The organism is Microbacterium sp. CH12i, assembly GCF_000685355.1.
In the GTDB taxonomy this organism is placed as follows: Bacteria; Actinomycetota; Actinomycetes; order Actinomycetales; family Microbacteriaceae; genus Microbacterium.
Genome location: NZ_JHET01000006.1, coordinates 183,776 through 205,623 on the forward strand (window position 1 = coordinate 183,776; position 21,848 = coordinate 205,623).

General features: G+C 63.5%; 24 protein-coding genes, 1 tRNA gene and 2 pseudogenes. 12 read left to right on the forward strand and 15 right to left on the reverse strand.

The genetic code is table 11. The annotated features are described in order from the left end of the window. Positions 1-11: 11 nt before the first annotated feature. Both DC31_RS07340 and DC31_RS07345 read right to left on the reverse strand, forming a co-directional pair. Entirely contained in the window at positions 12-926 is a 915-nt protein-coding gene (locus DC31_RS07340) for a pseudouridine synthase (protein ID WP_200872880.1), read from the reverse strand. A 19-nt stretch (positions 927-945) separates the two neighbouring features. After that, positions 946-1,440, reverse strand: coding sequence for a MarR family winged helix-turn-helix transcriptional regulator (locus tag DC31_RS07345; protein WP_036278611.1), 495 nt, complete (start codon positions 1,438-1,440; stop codon positions 946-948). 76 nt (positions 1,441-1,516) lie between these two features. Between DC31_RS07345 and DC31_RS07350 the strand changes: the two genes are divergently transcribed. The 6 genes and pseudogenes from DC31_RS07350 (at position 1,517) to DC31_RS07375 (ending at position 7,097) form a co-directional block, all read left to right on the forward strand. Next, positions 1,517-1,588, forward strand: a tRNA-Gln gene (locus DC31_RS07350). A gap of 1 nt (position 1,589) precedes the next feature. Then, a pseudogene (gene glmU / locus DC31_RS07355) lies at positions 1,590-3,022 on the forward strand (bifunctional UDP-N-acetylglucosamine diphosphorylase/glucosamine-1-phosphate N-acetyltransferase GlmU). A gap of 8 nt (positions 3,023-3,030) precedes the next feature. Beyond that, positions 3,031-4,065, forward strand: a complete 1,035-nt coding sequence (locus DC31_RS07360; RefSeq protein WP_036278613.1) for a ribose-phosphate diphosphokinase — start codon at positions 3,031-3,033, stop codon at positions 4,063-4,065. 315 nt (positions 4,066-4,380) lie between these two features. Further along, entirely contained in the window at positions 4,381-4,623 is a 243-nt protein-coding gene (locus DC31_RS19320) for an FMN-binding protein (RefSeq protein ID WP_235201389.1), read from the forward strand. A gap of 6 nt (positions 4,624-4,629) precedes the next feature. Next, positions 4,630-5,508, forward strand: a complete 879-nt coding sequence (locus DC31_RS07370; protein WP_036278615.1) for an FAD:protein FMN transferase — start codon at positions 4,630-4,632, stop codon at positions 5,506-5,508. A 14-nt stretch (positions 5,509-5,522) separates the two neighbouring features. Continuing rightward, complete coding sequence (locus DC31_RS07375) at positions 5,523-7,097, forward strand: FAD-dependent oxidoreductase (protein WP_036278617.1); 1,575 nt, start codon at positions 5,523-5,525, stop codon at positions 7,095-7,097. Positions 7,098-7,105: 8 nt separating this feature from the next. Here DC31_RS07375 and DC31_RS20235 read toward each other — a convergent pair whose 3' ends face one another. The 5 genes from DC31_RS20235 to DC31_RS19910 form a co-directional block, all read right to left on the reverse strand. Next, positions 7,106-7,477, reverse strand: coding sequence for a sensor histidine kinase (locus tag DC31_RS20235; RefSeq protein ID WP_327036837.1), 372 nt, complete (start codon positions 7,475-7,477; stop codon positions 7,106-7,108). Further along, positions 7,474-8,580 (reverse strand): histidine kinase dimerization/phospho-acceptor domain-containing protein, encoded by a 1,107-nt coding sequence (locus DC31_RS07380; RefSeq protein ID WP_327036847.1) that lies wholly within the window; start codon positions 8,578-8,580, stop codon positions 7,474-7,476. The genes DC31_RS20235 and DC31_RS07380 overlap by 4 nt, the downstream gene beginning before the upstream one ends. A gap of 5 nt (positions 8,581-8,585) precedes the next feature. Further along, the gene (locus tag DC31_RS07385) at positions 8,586-9,314 is read right to left on the reverse strand and encodes a response regulator transcription factor (protein ID WP_036278618.1); all 729 of its coding nucleotides are present in this window, start codon (positions 9,312-9,314) and stop codon (positions 8,586-8,588) included. Between the two features lie 128 nt (positions 9,315-9,442). Continuing rightward, positions 9,443-10,894, reverse strand: coding sequence for an NADP-dependent phosphogluconate dehydrogenase (gene gndA / locus DC31_RS07390; RefSeq protein ID WP_036278619.1), 1,452 nt, complete (start codon positions 10,892-10,894; stop codon positions 9,443-9,445). Positions 10,895-11,005: 111 nt separating this feature from the next. Beyond that, positions 11,006-11,131: a hypothetical protein gene (locus DC31_RS19910; protein ID WP_268748223.1), complete on the reverse strand. Its 126-nt coding sequence runs from the start codon at positions 11,129-11,131 to the stop codon at positions 11,006-11,008. Positions 11,132-11,353: 222 nt separating this feature from the next. On the opposite strand from DC31_RS19910, the gene DC31_RS07395 reads away from it, so the two are divergent. Together DC31_RS07395 and pth are read left to right on the forward strand one after the other, a co-directional pair. Beyond that, positions 11,354-11,974 carry a 50S ribosomal protein L25/general stress protein Ctc gene (locus DC31_RS07395; protein ID WP_036278620.1) on the forward strand — a complete coding sequence of 207 codons (621 nt, stop codon included), beginning with the start codon at positions 11,354-11,356 and terminating at the stop codon, positions 11,972-11,974. Between the two features lie 86 nt (positions 11,975-12,060). Continuing rightward, complete coding sequence (pth, locus tag DC31_RS07400; RefSeq protein WP_036278622.1) at positions 12,061-12,642, forward strand: aminoacyl-tRNA hydrolase; 582 nt, start codon at positions 12,061-12,063, stop codon at positions 12,640-12,642. Between the two features lie 3 nt (positions 12,643-12,645). Here the strand turns inward: pth and DC31_RS07405 are convergent, their stop codons facing one another. After that, positions 12,646-13,272, reverse strand: coding sequence for a hypothetical protein (locus DC31_RS07405; protein WP_036278624.1), 627 nt, complete (start codon positions 13,270-13,272; stop codon positions 12,646-12,648). 44 nt (positions 13,273-13,316) lie between these two features. Then, positions 13,317-14,321 carry a tryptophan--tRNA ligase gene (gene trpS, locus DC31_RS07410; protein ID WP_081813766.1) on the reverse strand — a complete coding sequence of 335 codons (1,005 nt, stop codon included), beginning with the start codon at positions 14,319-14,321 and terminating at the stop codon, positions 13,317-13,319. Positions 14,322-14,381: 60 nt separating this feature from the next. Between trpS and DC31_RS07415 the strand changes: the two genes are divergently transcribed. From DC31_RS07415 to DC31_RS20515, 4 genes are read left to right on the forward strand one after another with little or no spacing between them, the layout of a single operon-like run. After that, positions 14,382-15,050, forward strand: coding sequence for a hypothetical protein (locus DC31_RS07415; protein WP_081813777.1), 669 nt, complete (start codon positions 14,382-14,384; stop codon positions 15,048-15,050). Then, entirely contained in the window at positions 15,047-15,733 is a 687-nt protein-coding gene (locus DC31_RS07420; RefSeq protein ID WP_036278628.1) for a DUF4166 domain-containing protein, read from the forward strand. The genes DC31_RS07415 and DC31_RS07420 overlap by 4 nt, the downstream gene beginning before the upstream one ends. Continuing rightward, positions 15,730-16,239: a DUF4166 domain-containing protein gene (locus tag DC31_RS07425; protein ID WP_036278630.1), complete on the forward strand. Its 510-nt coding sequence runs from the start codon at positions 15,730-15,732 to the stop codon at positions 16,237-16,239. The genes DC31_RS07420 and DC31_RS07425 overlap by 4 nt, the downstream gene beginning before the upstream one ends. Continuing rightward, on the forward strand, positions 16,128-16,358 hold the full coding sequence (locus DC31_RS20515; protein WP_442921880.1) for a DUF4166 domain-containing protein: 231 nt from the start codon (positions 16,128-16,130) through the stop codon (positions 16,356-16,358). Before DC31_RS07425 ends, DC31_RS20515 begins: the two co-directional genes overlap by 112 nt. Before the next feature lie 16 nt (positions 16,359-16,374). On the opposite strand, the pseudogene DC31_RS07430 reads toward DC31_RS20515, so the two are convergent. From DC31_RS07430 to sdhC, 6 genes and pseudogenes are all read right to left on the reverse strand, one after another. Further along, positions 16,375-17,213: pseudogene (locus DC31_RS07430) on the reverse strand (exodeoxyribonuclease III). A 44-nt stretch (positions 17,214-17,257) separates the two neighbouring features. After that, positions 17,258-18,217 carry a YihY/virulence factor BrkB family protein gene (locus tag DC31_RS07435; RefSeq protein ID WP_235201391.1) on the reverse strand — a complete coding sequence of 320 codons (960 nt, stop codon included), beginning with the start codon at positions 18,215-18,217 and terminating at the stop codon, positions 17,258-17,260. A 24-nt stretch (positions 18,218-18,241) separates the two neighbouring features. Beyond that, the gene (locus DC31_RS07440) at positions 18,242-19,003 is read right to left on the reverse strand and encodes a succinate dehydrogenase iron-sulfur subunit (RefSeq protein WP_036278632.1); all 762 of its coding nucleotides are present in this window, start codon (positions 19,001-19,003) and stop codon (positions 18,242-18,244) included. Position 19,004: 1 nt separating this feature from the next. Continuing rightward, positions 19,005-20,810, reverse strand: a complete 1,806-nt coding sequence (gene sdhA, locus DC31_RS07445) for a succinate dehydrogenase flavoprotein subunit (RefSeq protein ID WP_036278634.1) — start codon at positions 20,808-20,810, stop codon at positions 19,005-19,007. A gap of 17 nt (positions 20,811-20,827) precedes the next feature. Next, positions 20,828-21,271 (reverse strand): succinate dehydrogenase hydrophobic membrane anchor subunit, encoded by a 444-nt coding sequence (locus DC31_RS07450; RefSeq protein WP_036278636.1) that lies wholly within the window; start codon positions 21,269-21,271, stop codon positions 20,828-20,830. Continuing rightward, the gene (sdhC, locus tag DC31_RS07455; protein ID WP_235201392.1) at positions 21,271-21,705 is read right to left on the reverse strand and encodes a succinate dehydrogenase, cytochrome b556 subunit; all 435 of its coding nucleotides are present in this window, start codon (positions 21,703-21,705) and stop codon (positions 21,271-21,273) included. The genes DC31_RS07450 and sdhC overlap by 1 nt, the downstream gene beginning before the upstream one ends. Positions 21,706-21,848 lie beyond the last annotated feature (143 nt).

The window sequence follows — 21,848 nt, forward strand, 5'->3', positions numbered from 1 at the left end:
GCTCCGCTGAGTCAGATACGCGGCGCGTACTGCAACGTCCGGCGCGACACGAACTCGCGCTCTTCACCCGAAAGCGGATCGGTGAAGCGCAGCTCTTTGGCGAGAAGCTGCAGTGGGTGCTCGTGATCATCGGGCTTCTCGTCAAGCAGCAGCGGGTACAGACCGTCGTTCAGGATGCCGGCGCCCACTGACGCGAGGTGCACACGAAGCTGATGCATCTTCCCCGTGCGCGGCTTCAAGAGCGTGTGGATGACGTGGTCGTCCGCATTGATGAGCTCGATGGCCGTCTCTGAGTTCGGTTCTCGCGTCGGGTCGACCTCGACGCACACCTGGGCGCGCAGTTTCTCGATGTGAGCGTGAACGGTCAGCGGGAACGGGTTCTCCCACCCTTCGGGTCGCGCGGAGACGGCCTCGTAGACTTTCTCGATCCGCCTCTTCTGGAACAACAACTGGTATGCGCCACGCGTCTGCGGACGAACGGAGAACATCAGCAACCCCGCCGTGGCGCGATCCAGGCGGTGAATCGGTGCGAGATCTGCGTTGTCGAGCTGTCTGCGCAGCCGCACCAGGGCGGAATTCTGTACGTATTTTCCGGCCGGAGTGGTGGGTAAGAAGTGCGGTTTGTCGATGACAACGAGATCGTCGTCCTGATACAAAATCTCCGAGTAGAACGGAATCTCTGCCTCAGCCGGGGGCTCGCGATAGTACCAGACGAACTCTTCCCCGCTGAGCGGGGTGTCACGCCGGACCGGCGTACCGTCGAAGGCGACGATCTCGCCGCGGTCGAATCGTTCGAGCAACCATTTCGGCTCCAGATGGAAGAATCGCTCGACCATATAGGCACTGACGGTGGGCCACGGTCCCGTACGCGGGACGTGCAGCCGCGTGGCGCCGACCCCGTCTCGGACGGGGAGGGGAGAGCGCATGGCCATCAGAGAGCGGCCATCAGGAGTCGTAGCTCAGGCTGAGTTTGCGCAGGAGCGACGCCATCCGGTCCCGATCTGGGCGAGAGAGCGCCTGCAAGAGCTCGGCCTCGACGTCGACGAGACGGGTGATCGCGGCATCCACTCGAATCTGTCCGTCTTCCGTCAGGGTGACCAAGACGCTGCGCCCATCGTCTGGATCTGCCTCGCGACGCACGAAGCGTCGGCCGACGAGACGGTCGATCCGGTTCGTCATCGTGCCGCTCGAGACCAGAGTCTGCTGAAGCAGTTGCTTGGGGGAGAGCTGGAACGGGGTACCGGCACGTCGCAGGGCCGAGAGCACGTCCCACTCCCAGTGTTCGAGGTCGCTGCGCCGGAAAACATCGCGGCGCGCGCGGTCAAGATGCTTCGAAAGTCGATCCATCCGAGAGAGCACTTCGAGCGGCGAGAAGTCGAGGTCGGGGCGCTGTGTGTTCCACGCGCCGACGATGCGGTCGACTTCATCTGCCTCGCTCATCGTTCTATTATCGGGCATTGTGTCAGAGGACCCACCCTCGGGCATGGCAGAATTGACTCGTGGCCTCAGGCTGCGGTCCGCCGTAGTGTAATGGCAGCACGACAGCCTTTGGAGCTGTTAAGTCCAGGTTCGAGTCCTGGCGGCGGAGCATGACCGATAACAAGCTTGCGATCATTGTGCTGGCCGCAGGCCAGGGTACTCGGATGAAGTCCCGGCTGCCGAAGGTGCTGCACCCGATCAGCGGGCGCCCTCTCGTCGGTCACGTGCTGACGACGGCATCCCGACTCGGCGCGGAGCGTATCGAGGTCGTGGTGCGTCACGAGCGCGATCGGGTCGTCGCGGTACTGAGTGAGCATTACCCGGACGCGGTGGTCGTTGACCAGGACGAGATTCCTGGCACCGGCCGCGCGGTGCAGATTGCCGTCGATGCGCTTCCCGATGACTTCTCCGGCGATGTGCTGGTGCTTTCCGGTGATGTACCGCTGCTTGAGGTCGATACGTTGCAGGCGCTCCTCGAGGCGCACCGCGGAGCATCAGCCGCCGCGACCGTGCTCAGCGCGCTCCTGGATGACCCGACCGGTTATGGTCGCGTCATCCGCGACGCGTCGGGAACCGTGTCACGCATCGTCGAGCAGAAGGACGCCACGGCTGCTGAAGCCGCAGTCGCCGAGATCAACGCCGGGGTGTATGTTTTCCGCGCATCCGCTCTTCGTACCTTCCTCGCGAAGGTCGACCAGAACAACGCCCAGGGCGAGATGTACCTCACCGACGTCATCGGTCTGTTGCGCGAAGCGCAAGAGACCGTTGCCGCCGAAATCGCCGTTGATACCGCAGCGACCTTCGGCGTCAACGACCGCGTGCAGCTCGCAGAAGCGGGCCGTGTGCTCAATGCTCGCATCGTGCGGCGCTGGCAGCGCGAGGGCGTCACGATTGTCGACCCGGCCACAACCTGGATCGATGACGACGCGAAGCTTGCTCCCGATGTGACGATCCTGCCGAACACGATCATCTCCGGCGCAACAGTCGTCGAGTCCGGCGCAACGATTGGCCCTGACACCTCGCTTCTCGACTGCGAGGTTGGCACGGATGCTGTCATCCGCCGCACCGACGCCACGCTTGCCGTGATCGGCGCGGGAGCAACTGTCGGACCATTCGCTTACCTCCGTCCAGGCACAGTCCTCGGTGCGAACGGCAAGATCGGTACCTTCGTTGAGACGAAGAACTCACAGATCGGAGAGGGAAGTAAGGTTCCGCATCTCTCGTACATCGGTGACACGACGATCGGCGAACGCGTCAATCTTGGTGCCGGAGCTATCACCGCGAATTACGACGACCTCGTCAAGCACCGCACCGAGATCGGTGACGAAGTGCACACCGGGTCGCACAACGTGTTCGTCGCTCCGGTTAGGATCGGAGACGGAGCAAAGACCGGAGCGGGAGCGGTCGTCCGCAAGGCGTCCCCCCTGGTGCCCTGGCCTTGAGTGTCGCCCCTCAGCGAAATGTCGAGGGGTGGGTCGAGAAGAATCGAGCCGGAACAGGTGCTGCAGCAGCGGCATCCCGGGTCAACAGAGCCGCAGAGTAAGGCAGGCCATGGCGCGCAAGAATAAGACCGTTGAGCTGGACCGAGACAACGGCATTGCGCCGGGGATTATCGCTAAAACCAAGAAGCGGCTGGTCGTCGCGGGTGGACGCTCGCATCCCGAGCTGACCGCCGCTGTTGCCGCGGCGCTGGGCACTGAGATCGCTCCGACCGAGCACCGCACCTTCGCCTCGGGCGAGATCTATTCGCGCTTCGAGGTGTCGATCCGCGGCTGCGACCTCTTCCTGATCCAGACCTTCGGCGAGCCGGTCAATGAGTGGCTCATGGAGACGCTGATCATGATCGATGCCGCGAAGCGTGCATCGGCCAAGCGCATCACCCTTGTGGCCCCGTACTACCCGTACTCCCGCCAGGACAAGAAGGGCCGCGGACGTGAGCCGATCAGTGCCCGTCTGGTCGCTGACCTCCTCAAGACGGCCGGTGCCGATCGCATCATGAGCGTCGACCTGCACGCCGCGCAGATTCAGGGATTCTTCGACGGCCCCGTCGATCACCTTTTCGCCAAGCCAGTGCTGATGGACTACTTCCAGCGAACGCTCAACGCAGCGGATCGTGAGATCCTCACCGTCGTCTCCCCAGATATGGGTCGTGTACGTGTCGCAGACACCTGGTCGCAAAGCTTGAACGCACCGCTGGCGATCATTCACAAGCGCCGCGACCCGAAGGTTGCGAACCAGGTCTCGGTGCACGAGATCGTCGGCGCCGTTGACGGCCGAACGTGTCTGCTCGTTGACGACATGATCGACACGGGTGGAACGATCGTGAAGGCGGCGCAGGCGCTGAAGGCCAATGGGGCGCACCGCGTCATCGTTGCCGCCACGCACGCGATCTTCAGCGACCCGGCTAGCGAACGCTTGCAGGATGACGCGATCGACGAGGTCGTCGTCACCGACACAATTCCGCTTACCCAGTCGCGTCGCTGGGACGGTCTCACAGTCCTGCCGATCGCTCCGTTGCTGGCACGCGCCATACACGAAGTCTTCGAAGACGGCTCCGTCACCAGCATGTTCGGTGGCGACGCGTAGCAGCCTGAGACACTGCTGCTGAACACAGCCGTCGCATAGCGGCTCGGAATAATCTCTAGTCATGATCAGCTCCGCCGTTTCGTCATCCGTCCGAAAGGGCGCCGCTTTGGTCGGCATCGCTGGCGCGTTTGTGCTGGTTGGTTGCTCAGGCCCAGCAGACGCGCAAGACGCCTCGAGCGTTGACACGGGTGCTGCACCCGGCCCGTCACCGTCGGGCGAAAGCTCCTCGGCATCGGGCGGCGATAGCTCCGCGGCGTCGAGCGGGTACAACGACGCACGTACACCGCCGATGGCGCCTATCAGACGCCGGAGACAGTGGAGAAGATTTCCGTCACTCTCACGCTCGAGGGTGGAGTTGTGACGGAAGTCAACGTCACCGGCGACCCGCAGGCCCGCGAGACCGAGCAGTACCAGGGCGCGTTCATCGACGGCATCGCCGAAGAGGTCGTCGGAGTCGCAATCGATGACCTGAACGTGAGCCGCGTCGCCGGCTCGTCACTCACCAGCGGTGGGTTCAACTCGGCGCTCGACGCGATCAAGGAACAGGCCACGGTCTAACGCCCGATGTCTCTCTGGCGTTTCGATGCGATAGGCACGACGTGGGAGATCGAGACAGACCACCCGCTCGATCAGTCCGCTCGCACCGCTGTCACTGAGGTCATCGACGACTTTGACCACACCTGGTCGCGATTTCGCGAAGCCTCACTGGTGACGAGTCTTGCGGCTGACGGTGGCATCGTCGACGCGCCAGCGGATGCCGCAGTAATGCTCGACGCGTATCGCGAGCTTTCTGCGGCCACCGACGGTGCGGTCAATCCGCTGGTGGGGGAGAGCCTCAACGCTCTCGGCTACACCGCCGACTACTCGCTCATTGTGGGAACGCCACGACCGGCGCCCGATCACTGGGCGACGCTGCTCACCTGGACGAATACACAGCTGTCGCTGGCATCCCCTGCGCTGATCGATGTCGGCGCGCTTGGAAAAGGACGGCTCGTCGACCTCGTGCTGGCGGCTCTCGACGCAGGGGGCAGCGTCGATGGCAATGTGACTGTCGATGCTGGCGGCGATCTCGTCGTGCGTGGCGGGGAGGTGCGGATCGGGCTGGAGCATCCGTTCGACCGGACGAAGGCGATCGGAATCGCGACCATCCGAAACCAGGCGCTGTGCGCGTCGGCCATCAATCGTCGCGCGTGGGGTGACGGACTGCATCACGTTCTGGATGCCCGAACCGGAGCGCCAGTGCGCACGTGGGCGGCAACCTGGGCGATCGCTCCGGAGACGATGCAGGCGGATGCCGCGGCCACCGCCCTGTTCTTCGATGGCGGCGCGGAACTCGCGAACCGCTGGGGAGTGGAGTGGGTGCGAATGAGTACTGACGGGCGCGCAGAGCGTTCTGAAAACTGTTCCGTTGAGCTCTTCACGACGCGCACACCCCTCGGATAGGGAAGAGTTGTTCTGTGACGTTTTCATTCACTGCCATCCGCCAACGGGTGCTCGCGGTCCTCGGGACCATGTCGATGTATCGGCTGGTGCTCTTCTCCTTGGCCGCCCTCGGGTTGATCGCGCTGGCGATGTCCGCCCTCGGCGTGATCGTATCGCCGACGCCGCTTGAACTGCTGGCGTCGTTCGTTGTGCTCGCTGTTGTGATCTCTGCGATGGATGCCGGCGTGCAGCGTCTGTTGCATCTGCCGTGGCGCGTCGAATCGTCGCTCGTAACCGCTCTGATTCTGCTGTTCGTGATGCGTCCGGCGCTGGATCCGGCCGGACTGTTCGGGCTTGCGCTGGCCGGAGCGCTCGCGAGCGTCTCGAAGTACATCATCGCCTGGCGTGGCAGGCATATCCTCAACCCGGCCGCTTTCGGTGCTGCCGTGGTCTCAATTGTCGGGTCCTTCGGCGCGTTCGAGTGGCTCGGCACATCGGCATCCTGGTGGGTAGGCACTGGGGTACTGGCGATCCCCGTTGCAGTGTTGGGGCTCGCGGTGCTCTGGCGCACCGAAAAGGTGCGCGTCGTGCTGGTCTTCCTGCTCATTGCCGTCGGCACGGCCGTCGTTCGTCAAGCCGTTCAGGCGCAGCAGTTCCACATCGCCTTCGACCTCCCTACGGCGGTGCAGTTCGCGATCCTGCAGACTCCGTACCTCTTCCTTGGCGCGTTCATGGTTTCTGAGCCGCTGACGAGTCCGCCACGGCGCTGGCAGCAGTTCTCTGTCGCGGCACTGGTCGGAGTGCTGGCGGGCTGGCCGATCATGATCGGCGGCCTGTTCTCGCTCGGCCAAGAGCGCGCGCTGCTGATCGGCAACCTGCTCGCTCTGATGTTTGCACTGCGCGGGTCGGTGCGCCTGACCCTCGAGAAGCGCGAGTTCATCACACCCACAGCGGAGGAGCTCACCTTCCGAGCGAAGGGGAAACTGAAGTTCCTGCCTGGGCAATATCTCGAGCTGGACGTGCCGCATCACCGCCCAGATGCCCGGGGCACGCGCCGCGAGTTCAGCATCGTTTCGGCCCCAGCGGACTTGCCCACGCTGCGCATCGCATACAAGAACGGCGATCAGAAGCATCCGTCGAGCTACAAGCGGGCCCTCGCCGATGCCGCGCCAGGCGCCACGCTCGCCGTCACCGGCACCTGGGGCGACTTCGTGTTGCCTCGAAGCGATGTGCCTGTACTGATGGTCGCCGCCGGCATCGGCGTCACTCCGTTCGTGTCGCAGCTGCGCGAGCTGCACGCGACCGGTGAACACCGTGATGTTGTGCTCGTGTATGTCGCGGCCGAGGCCGCAGAGCTCGCATTCCGCGACGAGCTTGAGGCGACCGGCGTGCGCACCGTCGTATTCACCAGGGATCAACCTGCGGACCTTCCCGCGCACTGGACATGGGCGCGGGGAGTGCGTCTTGACGCACAGGGCTTGGAGAGCGCCGTCCCTGACATCGGCGCGCGTCACGCCTTCATCTCCGGCCCGCCACGGCTCATCGCCGACCTTGCCCCCGCATTGCAGAAGGCGCACTCGCTCACAACCGACGCGTTCGCCGGGTACTGACCCGGAAGTCAGTACGACGTTGGAGCGGCGGACGTCGGCGTCAGCGGGAGCCGCACGGTGAAGGTCGTGTCACCCGGTTCGCTGGCGACGGCGATCGTGCCGTGGTGCCCTTCGACGATGGCCTTGGCGATTGCGAGCCCGAGGCCGGTGCCGCCGGTCTGGCGGGCGCGTGAGGTATCGCCGCGTGCGAAGCGCGCGAAGAGCTCATCGCGCACCTGCGGGTCGATTCCGGGGCCGTCATCGTGCACGCGGATGACGGCACAGTCGTTCTCCGCCCCCACGCTCAACGTGATCTCGGTGCCAGCCGGTGTGTGAGTGCGTGCGTTCGCGAGCAGATTCGTCACGACCTGGTGCAGACGTCCCGCATCGCCGATGATCACCACCGGATCCTCGGGGACATCGATGCTCCAGCGGTGCTCCGGTGCCGTCGGGCGGGCGTCGGCGAGCCCTCGAGCGCGAGCTGGGTAAGGTCGACCGAGCCGTGCACGAGTTCTTGGCCCTCGTCGAGGCGCGCGAGGAGAAGTAGGTCCTCGACCAGTCGGGTCATCCGCAGCGACTGCGCCTGGATGCGCTCCAGTGAGGTTTGGGTTGTCTCCGGAAGTGAGCGATCCCGCAGCGACAGTTCGGAGTACCCGCGGATCGACGCCAGCGGGGTGCGCAGCTCATGGCTGGCATCGGCGACGAATCGTCGCATCCGCTCTTCGTTCTGCTGGCGTGACGCGAGTGAGTCGTTGACGTGGTCGAGCAGCTTGTTGAGGGATGCCCCGAGGAGACCGGTCTCGGTCCGGGGATCAGCTTCAGATGCCGGCACGCGCTCGGTGATCGTCACCTCGCCGCGATCGAGTGGCTGGTTGGCGACCCTGGTCGCTGTTCCCGCCATCGCGCGCAACGGTCGCAGGCTGAGACGAATAGTGACCGCTGTCGTCAACGCGAGCAAGATGAGGCCGCCGAGCGTGGCAAGGGCAATGACGGTGAGCAACTGCGCCATCGTGCTCTGCACTTCGTTACGGGGAAGACCTGTGACTACAGCAACGGCGCCGGCCTCCCTGACCGTGACGCGGAAGGAGCCGAGGCCTTCCAGTGCGACAGCGGTATTCGGCGCGGCCTTAACTGCGTCATTGATCTCGAGAAGCTGCTTGTCGGTGAGATCGGCGGTGCCGTCTGGAGTCACCACGACGCCGCTCGCGCCGTCGGGCGACGCAATAGCGAGCAAGAGCCCCGGCCCCTGAAAGTGCTGTCCGTTCAGAACCGTCTTCGCTGTGAGGGGTTCACCCGACAGAGCTGATACTCGCGCCTGGTTGGCGACGAGATACGTGGTCTGGCTTGCCGTCGTGCCCACCTGATCCTGCAGGCGGCCCTCCAGTGCCTGCCCGAGCGTCGCGCTCGTAATGACCGCGACGATGATGAGGATGAGCGACACAAACCCGATGACAGCGGCCATCAGCCGCGTCTGCAGGGTCAGCGGGCGATGCGTCATCCTCATCAACGTCACTGCGGAGCCTTGATCATGTAACCGACGCCGCGCACCGTGTGCAGGAGCGGCGTGCGCCCGACGTCGAGCTTCTTGCGAAGGTATGAGATGTAAAGCTCGACCACCGAAGACTTGCCGCCGAAGTCGTAGCTCCACACCCGGTCGAGGATCTGGGCTTTCGAGAGCACCCGACGCTCATTGCGCATGAGGTACCGAAGCAGTTCGAACTCGGTTGCCGTCAGCTCGATCTCGGTGCCATTGCGCTCAACTTCGTGGCTGTCCTCGTTGAGGGTGAGATCGCCCACGCGCAGGATTGACTGTCCCTCCTCGGCGCTGGCGAGGCCCGTGCGGCGGATGATCGCACGCAGTCGTGCAATGACCTCTTCCAGGCTGAACGGCTTCGTCACGTAATCATCGCCGCCGGCGGTCAGTCCCGCGATGCGGTCGCCGACGGCATCCTTCGCGGTGAGGAACAGCACCGGCACAAGGTTGCCAGATTCTCGGAGCCTCCTCAGCACACTCATGCCGTCAAGATCTGGCATCATGATGTCGAGAATCAGTGCATCAGGCTCGAATTCGCGCGCAACCTGGAGGGCTTCAAGGCCAGAGGATGCTGTGCGCACCTCCCACCCTTCCATTCGCAGCGCCATTGATAGTAGGTCGGTGAGCATCTGCTCATCGTCTACGGCGAGGATGCGGAGCGCGGTTCCGTCGGGGCGACGCAGGTCGGGCTGATCATTCGTCATGTATTCATTCTGAGGAATTAGCTATGGGGTTTCTATGGAATCCTGTATGCGTTGACTGTGAATCATGCCACGCGACGAAGAAGGGCCGAGAACCTCGCGGTTCCCGGCCCTTCTCGACGAACGAACGATCAGTGCGTGTCTTCCGCCTCGATCTCGGTGCGGTCTCCCGACCACAACGTGTGGAAGGTGCCTTCCTTGTCGATGCGCTTGTAGGTGTGTGCTCCGAAGAAGTCGCGCTGACCCTGCACGAGTGCAGCCGGCAGTCGATCAGCACGGATGCCGTCATAGTACGCAAGGGAGGACGAGAACGCCGGGGAGGGGATGCCCGCCTCAGTCGCGGCGATCACAACTCGCCGCCAGGAGGCCTGGCCGCGAGTCAGGGCATCAGCGAAGTACGGCGCGGTTGCGAGAACAGGTAGTTCCGGCGTCTGCTCGTACGCATCGGCGATGCGGTTGAGGAACTGGGCACGGATGATGCAACCGCCGCGCCAGATCTTGCTGATCGCGCCCAGGTCAATCTTCCAGTCGTACTCAGCGGCACCGGCGCGAATCTCGTCGAAGCCCTGCGAGTAGGCGATGATCTTCGACGCGAAGAGCGCGAGGCGCACGTCTTCGATGAACGCCTCCGTGTCTTCAACTTCGAATTCTTCCTCGGGGCCAGGCAGTGCCGCGGCAACAGCGCGCTGCTCAGGGTGTGAGGACAGCGAGCGGGCAAATGTTGCCTCCGCGATGCCCGAAACCGGAACGCCGAGCGAGAGCGCGGTCTGCACCGTCCACGCGCCAGTGCCCTTGGCTCCGGCCTGGTCCACGATGACATCCACGAGCGGCTTGCCGGTTTCGGCATCGACCTGTCGGAGCACCTCGGCGGTGATCTCGATCAGGTACGACTCCAGCTCACCCTTGTTCCATTCGGTGAAGATGTCGGCGATCTCGGCGGGGGTCTTGCCCGTGCCGCGGCGAATGAGGTCGTAGGCCTCGGCGATGAGCTGCATATCGGCGTACTCGATGCCGTTGTGCACCATCTTCACGAAGTGTCCGGCGCCGTCGTGCCCGATGTGAGTGACGCACGGCTCGCCCTCGGCGACCGCGGCGATCGACTTCAGGATCGGGCCTAGTGTGATCCAGGACTCGTCAGAGCCGCCCGGCATGATGCTCGGGCCGAGGAGCGCACCCTCTTCACCACCAGAGATGCCAGCGCCGACAAAGTTGATGCCTGTCTCGCGGACGGCCTTCTCGCGGCGGATCGTGTCGGGGAAGTACGCGTTGCCGCCATCGACGATGATGTCGCCCGGCTCGAACACCTCGGTAAGCGCCTGGATCACTGCATCCGTGCCAGCACCAGCCTTAACCATGATGATCGCCGTGCGCGGCTTCTGCAGCGAGTCGGCGAACTCCTGGTAGGTGGATGCCGGGATGAACCCAGCCTCCGGGTGCCCATTCAGCAGAGTCTGGGTCTTCTCGTAGCTGCGGTTGAAGATCGCGACCGTGTTGCCCTCGCGGCTGGCGAGGTTGCGGGCGAGATTCGAACCCATCACAGCGAGTCCGACGACTCCGATGTTTGCCGTGGCGGCAGAGGACATTGATGCACCTTCCGTGGGGAGAATCGGCCGGACGCGACCGAGTCGCGCGAACCACTTCCAGATTAGTCGGATGCCGACACGGCCCAGACCCGCGTTACGGGCCGTGGAGCGTCAGTCCTTGCGGTAGCTGGTGCGGCCCATCGAGAAGAGCGCGCCGATCGTGAGCACCGTGGCGCCCAGCGCCATCACGCCGATAAGCCACAGGAGGACGTGTGAAAGGAAGGCGCCGTCGAGCATGCCGGACTCCGAGTTCTGCGAGGGGAAATAACCTGAGTTTCAGCCTACCCGCACATCGGTTACGATAGAGGAGTTCCTCGGCGAGGGATGCTTCGCATGCGCGGCATCCGTTATCGACGCGGCGAATCAAGCCTCGTGGTTTTTCGCACGTCATCGTCCGAGATATCGACCAATAGACCATCACGCGGCGAGTAGTTCGTCGCGTGCCCCGAAGGAGAATCAATGTCTGAGGACATCAAGGTCCACGCCGAGGTCCGCGAACAGTTCGGCAAGGGCTTCGCCCGTCGCCTGCGCGCTGCCGGCAAGATCCCCGCCGTCATCTACGGCCATGGAACCGAGCCTGTGCACGTCGCACTGCCCGGCCACCAGGTCTCGCTCATCATTCGCCGCGCCAACGCGCTGCTCCACCTCGACGTCGAGGGCACCGACCACCTCGCGCTCGTCAAGGACGTGCAGCGTGACCCGGTGTTGCAGATCATCGAGCACATCGACCTTCTCGTCGTGAAGAAGGGCGAGAAGATCCAGGTCGACGTGCCGATCATCGTCACCGGCGAGCCGTTCGCCGGCACCGTTGCCAACCTCGACGCGACCTCGCTCGCCGTCGAGGTCGAGGCGACGCACATCCCGCAGAACTTCGAGGTCTCGGTTGAGGGCCTCGAAGAGGGTCAGCACGTCACGGCCGCCGACGTCAAGCTGCCCAAGGGCGCAACGCTTCTCGCCGACCCCGAGATGCTCGTCGTCGCGATCTACGTTCCGAACGAGTCGAGCTCGGAAAGCACCGAAGCGGTCTCCGCCGAGGGCGAGTCCGCCGAGGGCCAGGCCGAAGCAGCTGCCGCGGAGTAATTCACCGAAGCACATGCACAGAGGGGACGCGAGCACATCGCGTCCCCTCTGTCGTATCCTGACGACGTTCGAGAGGCGAGAGACGCATGGCAGATACCTGGTTGATCGTGGGGCTGGGAAACCCCGGACAGCGATACGAAACGACCCGTCACAACGTCGGTCAGTTTGTCGTGGATGAGCTGGCAGCCCGGCGCAGCGAGAGCTTCCGAGAGCACAAGACCGGTGCGCGGGTCGTTGAGACGTGGCTGCGCCCAGGAGCAGCCAAACTCGTGCTCGCGAAACCCAACACGTTCATGAATGTCTCGGGCACTCCGGTCGCTGCCCTGGCGCGGTTCTACTCCGTGCCGCCAGAGCGAACGGTCATCGTTCACGATGAACTCGATATTCCGTTCGACACGCTCAAGCTCAAGGTCGGCGGCGGGCATGGCGGACACAACGGTGTGCGCGACGTCGCGCAAGCCATCGGCACTGCGGACTTCCCCAGGGTGCGGGTAGGCATCGGCAGGCCGCCAGGACGGCAGGACCCTGCGGACTGGGTGCTGTCGCCGTTCGGTAAGACTGAGCGCGAGACGCTTCCGATTCTCGTCGCCGACTCAGCGGATGCTGTCGAGCTGCTCGTCAGCGAAGGACTAGTAGCAGCGCAACAGAAGCATCATGCGCCGCGTTGATCATCAGCCGTAGAAGTTGACTGCTCCCGCAGTCGTGCCGATTCCGAGCGCAACGCTGAGCACCAGGAAGAAGATTCCAGGCGCGATCACCCCGATGATGAGACCGGCGATGCCCCAGCCGCGCCCCTGACGCTTCACGATCGCCATGATGCCGAAAACAATTGCGGAAATGCCTGCGAGCGTGCCGACCCAGAACGAGATCTCACCCATCAGCACCTGATCGCGCACGGGGGAGAGGAAGGACAGGTCGTTGTTCGACGTGCTGAGGTCGTCGACCGCGGTAGGCAGGTTGAAGCCGATCTGGTACCCGGCGATGCCGATGATGATCGACGAGACGACGGCGGCAATGAGCGATAGCCCAAACGCCACGATTCCGAGAACCGCTGCCTTCGGCGCTGCTTGGGCAGAAGGCTGAAAGCCGTCCGGAGGGGCGCCGTAGCCACCAACGGGTGCGGAATACGCTCCGGGAGGGGTCTGGTAGTTCTGCTCTAGAGGAGCAGCCTGGTGGTACGCCGGTGCAGCGGGCGGGGCCTGATATGCGGGCGGTGCCTGAGGGGCGGACGCTGGCGCCTGGGGCACCGGAGGAACGGAGCCGTACGGCGCGGGCGGCGGAAGCTGTGGATCGGTCACGCTCCCATCCTATGGCGCGCGACCGATCCACACAGGCTTCGTGATCAGACCCGGCGCAACAGCCCGACCTTGTCGTACACATCGGTGAGCGTGGCGTCAGCGACGGTATCGGCACGCGCAGCGTTCTGAGCGAGGATGCGATCAAGCTCGGCCGGGTCATCAAGAAGCTCAAGGGCCCGTTCGCGCACCGGTTCGAACTCGGCAACAACGACCTCAGCGAGACCCTTCTTGAAGTCGCCGTACCCACGACCGGCGTACTCGTCTTCGATCGAGGCGACCTGGCGACCCGTGAGGGCGGCGTAGATGGTCAGCATGTTCGAGACACCCGGCTTGTTCTCGCGATCGAACCGCACCGTGCCCTCGTTGTCAGTCACCGCTCGCATGATCTTCTTCGCCGACTTCGCAGGGTCATCCAGCATCCAGAGCACGCCGGCGTCGCTCTCTGCAGACTTCGACATCTTGGCCGTCGGGTTTTGGAGATCGAAGATTCGCGCGGTGTCCTTTTGGATCACGGGCATCGGCACAGTGAACGTTTCGCCGAAGCGCGAGTTGAATCGCTCGGCGAGATCGCGGGTGAGCTCAACGTGCTGCTTCTGGTCATCGCCGACGGGTACGACATCGGTCTGATAGAGCAGGATATCGGCGGCCATCAGAACCGGATACGTGAACAGCCCGACGCTGGTGGCGTCGGCGCCGTACCGGCTGGACTTGTCTTTGAACTGCGTCATCCGACCGGCTTCTCCGAAACCGGTAATGGTGCTGAGGATCCAGGCGAGTTCGGCATGCGCCCTTACGTGCGACTGCACGTACAGCGTCGACAGCGACGGCTCGATGCCGGCGGCGATGTACTGGGCCGCCGTGCGACGCGTCTTCTCACGCAACTCTTTCGGTTCCTGCGCGACGGTCAGTGCGTGCAGGTCGACGACGGAGAAATATGCGTCGTAAGAGCTCTGCAGATCCCGCCACTGCAGGAGGGCCCCAATGTAGTTGCCGATCTGGAGGGAGTCGGCGGAGGGCTGCATTCCTGAGTAGAGGCGAGGTTTCTTCACGACATCAATCCTATGGCGCTGGTTCCCTGCCGTGCCGCAGCGGTGACATACGCTGGTCAGATGGCCGAGTCTTCTCCACGCAGCACGCGACGCCGCCATGACATTCCACGCGATCGAGCGCTGTATGTCGAGACACGCATACACGCACCGCTGGAGACCGTATGGGCTCTCACACAGGATCCCGCCTCGCACGTGCGCTGGGATGCGCGGTTCACATCGATCATCCCCGTGCAGACACGCGAGGATGGCGCGCAGGAGTTCCGCTACGAGCTCGACCTCGGCCTGCACGTTATCCGCGGTAGCGGCGTCTCGCTGGGTGCCCGCGAAGGCGCCCAGGGCGAACGCACCTCAGCCCTGGTATTCGACACCGAAGATCGACTGTCCCCGCTCGGACGTGGGCGTGGCTATTGGCGATATATTCCGACCGACGACGGCGTGCGCTTTCTCACCGGCTACGACTACACGCCGGGGTGGGGGCCGATCGGACGCGTGCTTGACCCGCTGATCACCCGACACGTGGTGTGGTGGCTGACAGCGTGGAGCTTTGATCGGCTGCGGCTGTGGGCGGAAGAGGGAATCGTCCCTGAACAGACCAGTTGGTGGAGGTCGCTGTTGCCAGGATCCCGTCCGAGAGCGCGCGCTCGACGTTGCCTGGCCCGGCCGCCTCGTCGCACACAACACCGCGTCATGGACGATGCCCCATCCACACTCGCGGACATCGAGTCATGACAGCCGCTGAGGGGATATTCCGACGGGCTTTGGGCGATGACTTTGACCGCCTTCATCCGCAACTCCAGCGTCGCTTCGGCGTGGGAGTCGATGCGGGCTACGGGTGCGTTGGCACGGGAGTAATGCTGGAACTGCGCCGCGGTCCGTGGTGGACGTTGCCATTTCTCGCATTTGGGACAATGCGCAACATCATGTTCCCTGAAAAGGGGCGAGACATTCCCTTTCAGATCGACAATCACCCCTATATCGACGGATACGGACGCGAAATAGTCACGTTCGTGCGCACCATGCAAGTGCGCCCCGACCGCAGACGCCGCTTCGATGCGACGATGATCTACAGCCCGAAGCGCGGGCGGGTGGTGGACTACCTCGGAACCCACCAGCACCTCGCCGTCGATCTTGATCTCGCGGTCACCGATGATGGCGCACTCAGGCTCACCTCGGGGGAGCAGCGCTTCTATGAGGGGCCGCTGGCATTCCGCTTTCCCATGCTCTTCAGTGGAATTGCTCACCTCACTGAACGCTACGACGACGAACGGGAGCTGTTCATCATCGATCTCGTCGTGCGCAACCGTCTTATGGGCAGACTCTTCGGGTACCGCGGAGAGTTCACCTGCGAATATCCGAGTGCTGAGGAGATCCCAGTGACGGTGAAGCCATATCGGGAAGAGCGGCGCGAGTGAGCGTGCGCAGCTCGGTCTACCTCGAGGCCCTCGGCAGCGACGCGCAGCGATTGCAGCCAGAGGTCTTCGCGTACATCGCGGGTCCCCCTGAGGGGCAGGCAACAGGTGTCGGTGAGGGTATCTTCGAGATCGCTGGCAGCCGCTGGGGATGGCTGTCGCCGCTCATACGCCTCGTGATCGGACCAGGGCTGCTAGTCTCTCGGCACGAGCAGGATGTCCCCTTCGACATCGTCAATCGACCTTTTCGGATGCCCAGCGGTGCGCCAGCGCTCGCCGCGGAACGACACTTCCAATTCCGAAACTCAACGCAGACCGTTGTGGATGTCATGTTCGTCGCGTCGCACCGGGAACCATCGTCAATGTTCCCGGCCAGCGTCGCCAGATCGAGATGCTCCTGGAATGCTCTGCGACCTCTGAGGGAAACCTCCGACTGCACTCGCGAGCATCGAGAATTCGACTGGGTCGTCACCGGGTGCGGCTACCTCGCGTTCTCAGCATCCAGGTAGAGGTAGAGGACGGTTATGACCGTGAGGGCGACAGAAGAACCATCACGGCGAACATCCGAAACCCGCTGCTCGGGACGCTGATGGAGTACCGAGGGTGGTTCCGCTACAAGTACGCGTGACCGGCAGAGCTCGCGTTCAATAGCTGTAATCGACGACCACCGGTGCGTGATCGCTCCAGCGCTCGGCATATGATGCCGCACGGGCCACGTGGTACGTCTGCACGCGTTCCATGAGCGGCGGGGTAGCCAAGTGGTAGTCGATGCGCCAGCCGGTGTCGTTGTCGAATGCCTGACCGCGCGCTGACCACCAGGTATACGGGCCTTCGACCTCGCCGTGAAAGCGACGCCCGACATCAACCCAACCGAGACCTGTGCCGACGGTGCCGTCGACGCCGGTGATGTCGGCTCCAGCGTCGCCCAGATAACGATCGAAGTACGCGCGCTCACGGGGCAGAAAACCGGCCTTCTTGCGGTTACCGCGCCAGTTCTTGATGTCGAGCTCACGGTGGCCGACGTGAGGTCACCTGTTACGACCGCGAGTGCGTCGCCGGCGCGAAGCTCAGCCAGTCGGATGCCGAAGGCGTCAAGAAACTTCCACTTCTCGTCTTGCTTCGGAGTGTCGACCTCGCCGGAGTGCACGTAAGCGCTCACCACAGTCAGCGTTGCGTCACCGAGAAGGAAGTCGCCCTCGATCCAGCGACCTTTCGAATCGAAGTCGTCAGCGCCGAATGCCGTGCGGGTTGCGAGCGACGGGGTACGGCTCGCGATCGCAACACCAGCGCGCCCCTTGGCCGTCGCCTCATCATGGACGATCGACCAGCCAGGCAGGGCGGCTTCAAGGTGCTCGTCCTGTCCACGAACCTCTTGCAGCGTGAGGATGTCGACGTCAGCGGCATCTAGCCAACTGCTCATTCCGTTGCGGGCGGCCGCCCGAATTCCGTTGACATTGACCGAAGCGATACGCAGATGAGGCATGTTTCCAGCCTAACGAGAGTCTCCGACATCAGAAGCGGCTGACATCAGAAGCGGCCGACAACAGGAGCGGTCGAGATCAGGGGAAGGTCACGGTCCTTCGCTGCGACAGCGATCCATGCCGCAGCGACGAGCATCACCACGCCGTTCACACGGAACCAGAGCAGCAACCCGATGAAGATCGCGAACGTGGCCAGTAGGGGATTGGTCGGTGTGTAACTCAGCAGGAATCCCGCCGCGAACTGAAGGGCCGTCATCGCGGCGCCGCCGAGGAGCGCGCCCGGCCAGATCGTGCGCCAGCGCAGCGATGTCCCAGTGAGGAAGCGCACCATCGTCGCCAGCGCTGCCGACAATAGTGCGAAGGAAACGATGACCGTTCCCACTCGGATGCTGATGTTCACTGTGCTGGATCCGGCATCCCAGCCAAACTGCGTGAGGATCCAGCTCAGCACTGCGGCGCTGGCCGAGCTCAGGATCGACCCGACGATCAGCGAGACGCCGAAGATCAGGGCAGCCAGAAGATCGCGCGCCTTGAGTATGACGTAGCTGCGTCGGTCGGGCGGCAGGCCGAAGATGTCGCGCACGGCGCGACGCGCGAAGGTCACCCAGCCGATGGCGGTCCAGATGACGACGCCCAGAGCAACCAGACCGGTGATGCTGAGTACTCCGGCCGTGCGCGTCGCGATCTCTTTGACCTGTTCGGTGGTCGCCACACCGTCCGCACTGATGATGTTGGGAATGTAGCCGTTGATCAACGCGATCATGGCGTCGACCGACTCGGCGCTGCCGCCCAACCACAGCCCAGCGATCGCGAAGGCCAGGTAGATCGCCGCGAAGATGGCGAACAGCGCCTGATAGCTCACGCCAGCGGCGAGGAGAAACCCGTTGTTCTGCAGAAAGTGCCGCCACACACGTATCGGGAACAGCCCAAGTGTGCGCCGCGTCAGATGGGTCGCCCGTTCGACCGCGACATTGAGGCGACCGCGTTCGAGATCGTCTCCAGACACGTCGGCCGGCTCAGTGATGATCGATCAGGGGTGACCGCGGAGGATCGCCTGCTTGACCTCGGCGATCGCCTTGGTGACCTCGATGCCGCGGGGGCACGCCTCCGAGCAGTTGAAGGTCGTGCGGCAGCGCCAGACGCCTTCCTTGTCGTTGAGGATGTCCAGACGTACGTCGGCGTTGTCATCGCGCGAGTCAAAGATAAAACGGTGCGCGTTGACGATTGCGGCGGGACCGAAGTACTGTCCGTCGGTCCAGAACACGGGGCATGACGACGTGCACGCCGCGCACAGGATGCACTTAGTGGTGTCGTCGAAGATCGCACGGTCGGCGATCGACTGCACGCGCTCCTTGCCCTTCTCGGGCGCAGAACCCGAAACGAGGAAAGGCTGTACCTCACGGAAGGAGGCGAAGAACGGCTCCATGTCGACGATGAGGTCCTTTTCAAGGGGCAGGCCCTTGATCGCCTCGATGTAGATCGGCTTCGAGATGTCGAGGTCTTTGATCAGCGTCTTGCACGCGAGACGGTTACGACCGTTGATGCGCATGGCGTCAGAGCCGCAGATGCCGTGTGCACAGGAGCGGCGGAATGACAGCGAGCCGTCGACCTCCCACTTGATCTTGTGGAGGGCATCGAGCACGCGGTCAGTGGAGAACAGCTCCACGTCGTAGTCGACCCAGTGCGGCTCAGCATCCTTTTCAGGATCGAAGCGACGGACGATAAACGTCACCAGGAATGACTGGATGGCCGGGTCAGCGGCGGCAGGGGTTTCTGCGACAGCGTTCGACATCTCAGTACTTCCTTTCCATCGGCTGGTAGTTGGTGATGACAACCGGCTTCCAGTCGAGTCTGATGTGGTCGGCCGGTGTTGACGAGTGCGGGTCACCGGTCAGATAGGCCATGGTGTGCTTCATGTAATTCTCATCGTCGCGCTTCGGGAAGTCGTCGCGCATATGGCCGCCCCGACTCTCTTCACGGTTCTGCGCTGCGTAAACGACGACCTCAGCGATGTCGAGCAGGAAGCCGAGCTCAATGGCTTCCAGAAGGTCGGTGTTGAACCGCTGACCCTTGTCGTCGACGTAGACGTTCTTGTACCGCTCGCGCAGCTCCTTGATGACGCCCAGGACGTGCTCAAGGGAATCGTGCGTGCGGAACACCTGCGCGTTGCGGTCCATCTCTTCCTGCAACTTCTTACGCAGCACAGCGACACGCTCGGTGCCGTTGCTGTTTCGCATGTTCTCGATCAGCCCGGAGACGAACGCGGCGGGGTTCTCCGGCAGGGGAACGAACTCTGCAGTCTTGGAGTACTCCACCGCGTTGCGGCCTGCACGCTTGCCGAAGACGTTGATGTCGAGCAGCGAGTTTGTGCCCAGGCGGTTGGACCCGTGCACCGAGACACATGCACACTCGCCGGCGGCATACAGCCCCGGCACGATGGTGTCGTTGTCGGCGAGCACCTGAGCATCGTTGTTGGTCGGGATGCCACCCATGGCGTAGTGCGCTGTCGGCATTACGGGGACAGGTTCTGTCACCGGGTCAACGCCCAAGTACGTGCGTGCGAACTCGGTGATGTCGGGGAGCTTCGTCTCGAGCACCTCGGCGCCCAAGTGGGTGCAGTCGAGGTAGACGTAGTCCTTGTGCGGTCCGGCGCCGCGGCCGTCGAGAACTTCCTGCACCATGGAGCGCGCGACGATGTCACGGGGCGCGAGGTCCTTAATGGTGGGGGCGTAGCGCTCCATGAAGCGCTCACCCGACTCATTGCGCAGGATCGCGCCCTCGCCTCGGGCACCCTCAGTGAGGAGGATGCCGAGACCAGCGAGCCCGGTCGGATGGAACTGGAAGAACTCCATGTCCTCGAGCGGTAGGTTCTTGCGCCAGATGATGCCGACGCCGTCGCCGGTGAGGGTGTGCGCGTTCGAGGTCGTCTTGTAGATTTTGCCGAAGCCGCCGGTGGCGAAGATCACGGCCTTGGACTGGAAGACGTGCAGCTCACCCGTGGCGAGGTCGTACGCGACCACGCCGGCGACCTGGGTGTTGCCGTCAGCATCCTTGACCGTGACCAGGTCGAGGACGTAGAACTCATTGAAGAAGTTGATGCCGAGCTTGACGCAGTTCTGGAACAGCGTCTGCAGGATCATGTGGCCGGTGCGGTCCGCTGCGTAGCAGGCGCGGCGCACCGGTGTCTTGCCGTGGTTTGCGGTGTGACCACCGAATCGGCGCTGGTCAATCTTGCCCTCAGGGGTGCGGTTGAACGGCAATCCCATGTTTTCGAGGTCGATGACCGCGTCGATCGCCTCTTTCGCGAGGATCTCGGCTGCGTCCTGGTCGACGAGGTAGTCGCCGCCCTTGACGGTGTCGAAGGTGTGCCACTCCCAGCTGTCTTCCTCGACGTTGGCGAGGGCCGCAGCCATACCGCCCTGCGCCGCACCGGTGTGGGAGCGCGTGGGGTAAAGCTTGGAGATCACGGCCGTGTTTGCGCCGGGCCCTGCCTCGATGGCCGCCCGCATGCCAGCGCCACCGGCACCGACGATGACGACATCGAACTGGTGGTAGTGCACGCCATCGCGAACGACGGAATCCTGAGTCTGCGTAGTCACTCTGTATGCCTCTTCTTCTACTTGACCAGCGCCTGGCACTGCGCCGCAAGGACGCTCGTGTCGGTCACACCCAAGCAGGGGTCGAACGTGAACACGACGAGCGTGCCGAGCAGGATGAGCAGGCCAGCGGCCAACCCGATTGCCCAGACAAGGGCTTTGCGGACTTTGTCGTGGGTGACGTAGTCATTGACGATCGTGCGCATGCCGTTGCCGCCGTGGATGAATGCGAGCCACAGCATCAGCACATCCCACCACTGCCAGAACGGTGTGGCGAACTTCCCAGCGACGAAAGCGAAGTCGAGGGCGTGGATGCCCTCGCCGACCATCAAGTTGACGAATAGATGCCCGAAGATCAGAACGATCAGCACAACACCGGAGCCGCGCATGAACAGCCAGCCCCACTTCTCGAGGTTGACCCCACGGCGACGGCGCGCTGGTGCGGCGACGGTCTGTGCAGACATCAGTGACCCCCTCCGAATCCGGCAAACGCGAGCATCAGGTGACGCGGCGCGAAGCCCGCCATCAGCACGACCCACACCGCGAGAACGCCCCAGAACAGTTGCCTCTGGAAGCGTGCGCCCTTCGACCAGAAGTCGATGAGGATGATGCGCAGGCCATTGATCGCGTGGAAGACGATCGCTGCGACCAGCACGACTTCGCCGAGCGCCATGATCGGATTCTTATACGTGCCGATCACCGCGTTGTAGGCCTCAGGGGAGACCCGGATCAGTGCTGTGTCGAGCACATGCACCAGAAGAAAGAAGAAGATTGCGACTCCGGTGATGCGATGAAGCACCCATGACCACATGCCTTCGCGTCCCCGGTAGAGGGTGCCGCGTGGCTTCTTAGACGTGGTCTCCGAAATCGACGGGGTCAAGCGAGTGCCTGCGGACACGGTCGTCCTCCCTGATCGATGCGAGGTCGGTAGCACGCACTGGGTCTTGGCCGACCGCAGAGGTGCCCGATCGTGTCCCATCCTATTCCTGTTCAAACACTGGGAGCGACGAAGGCGCCCCTAAGTGTCTCGACATCAAGATT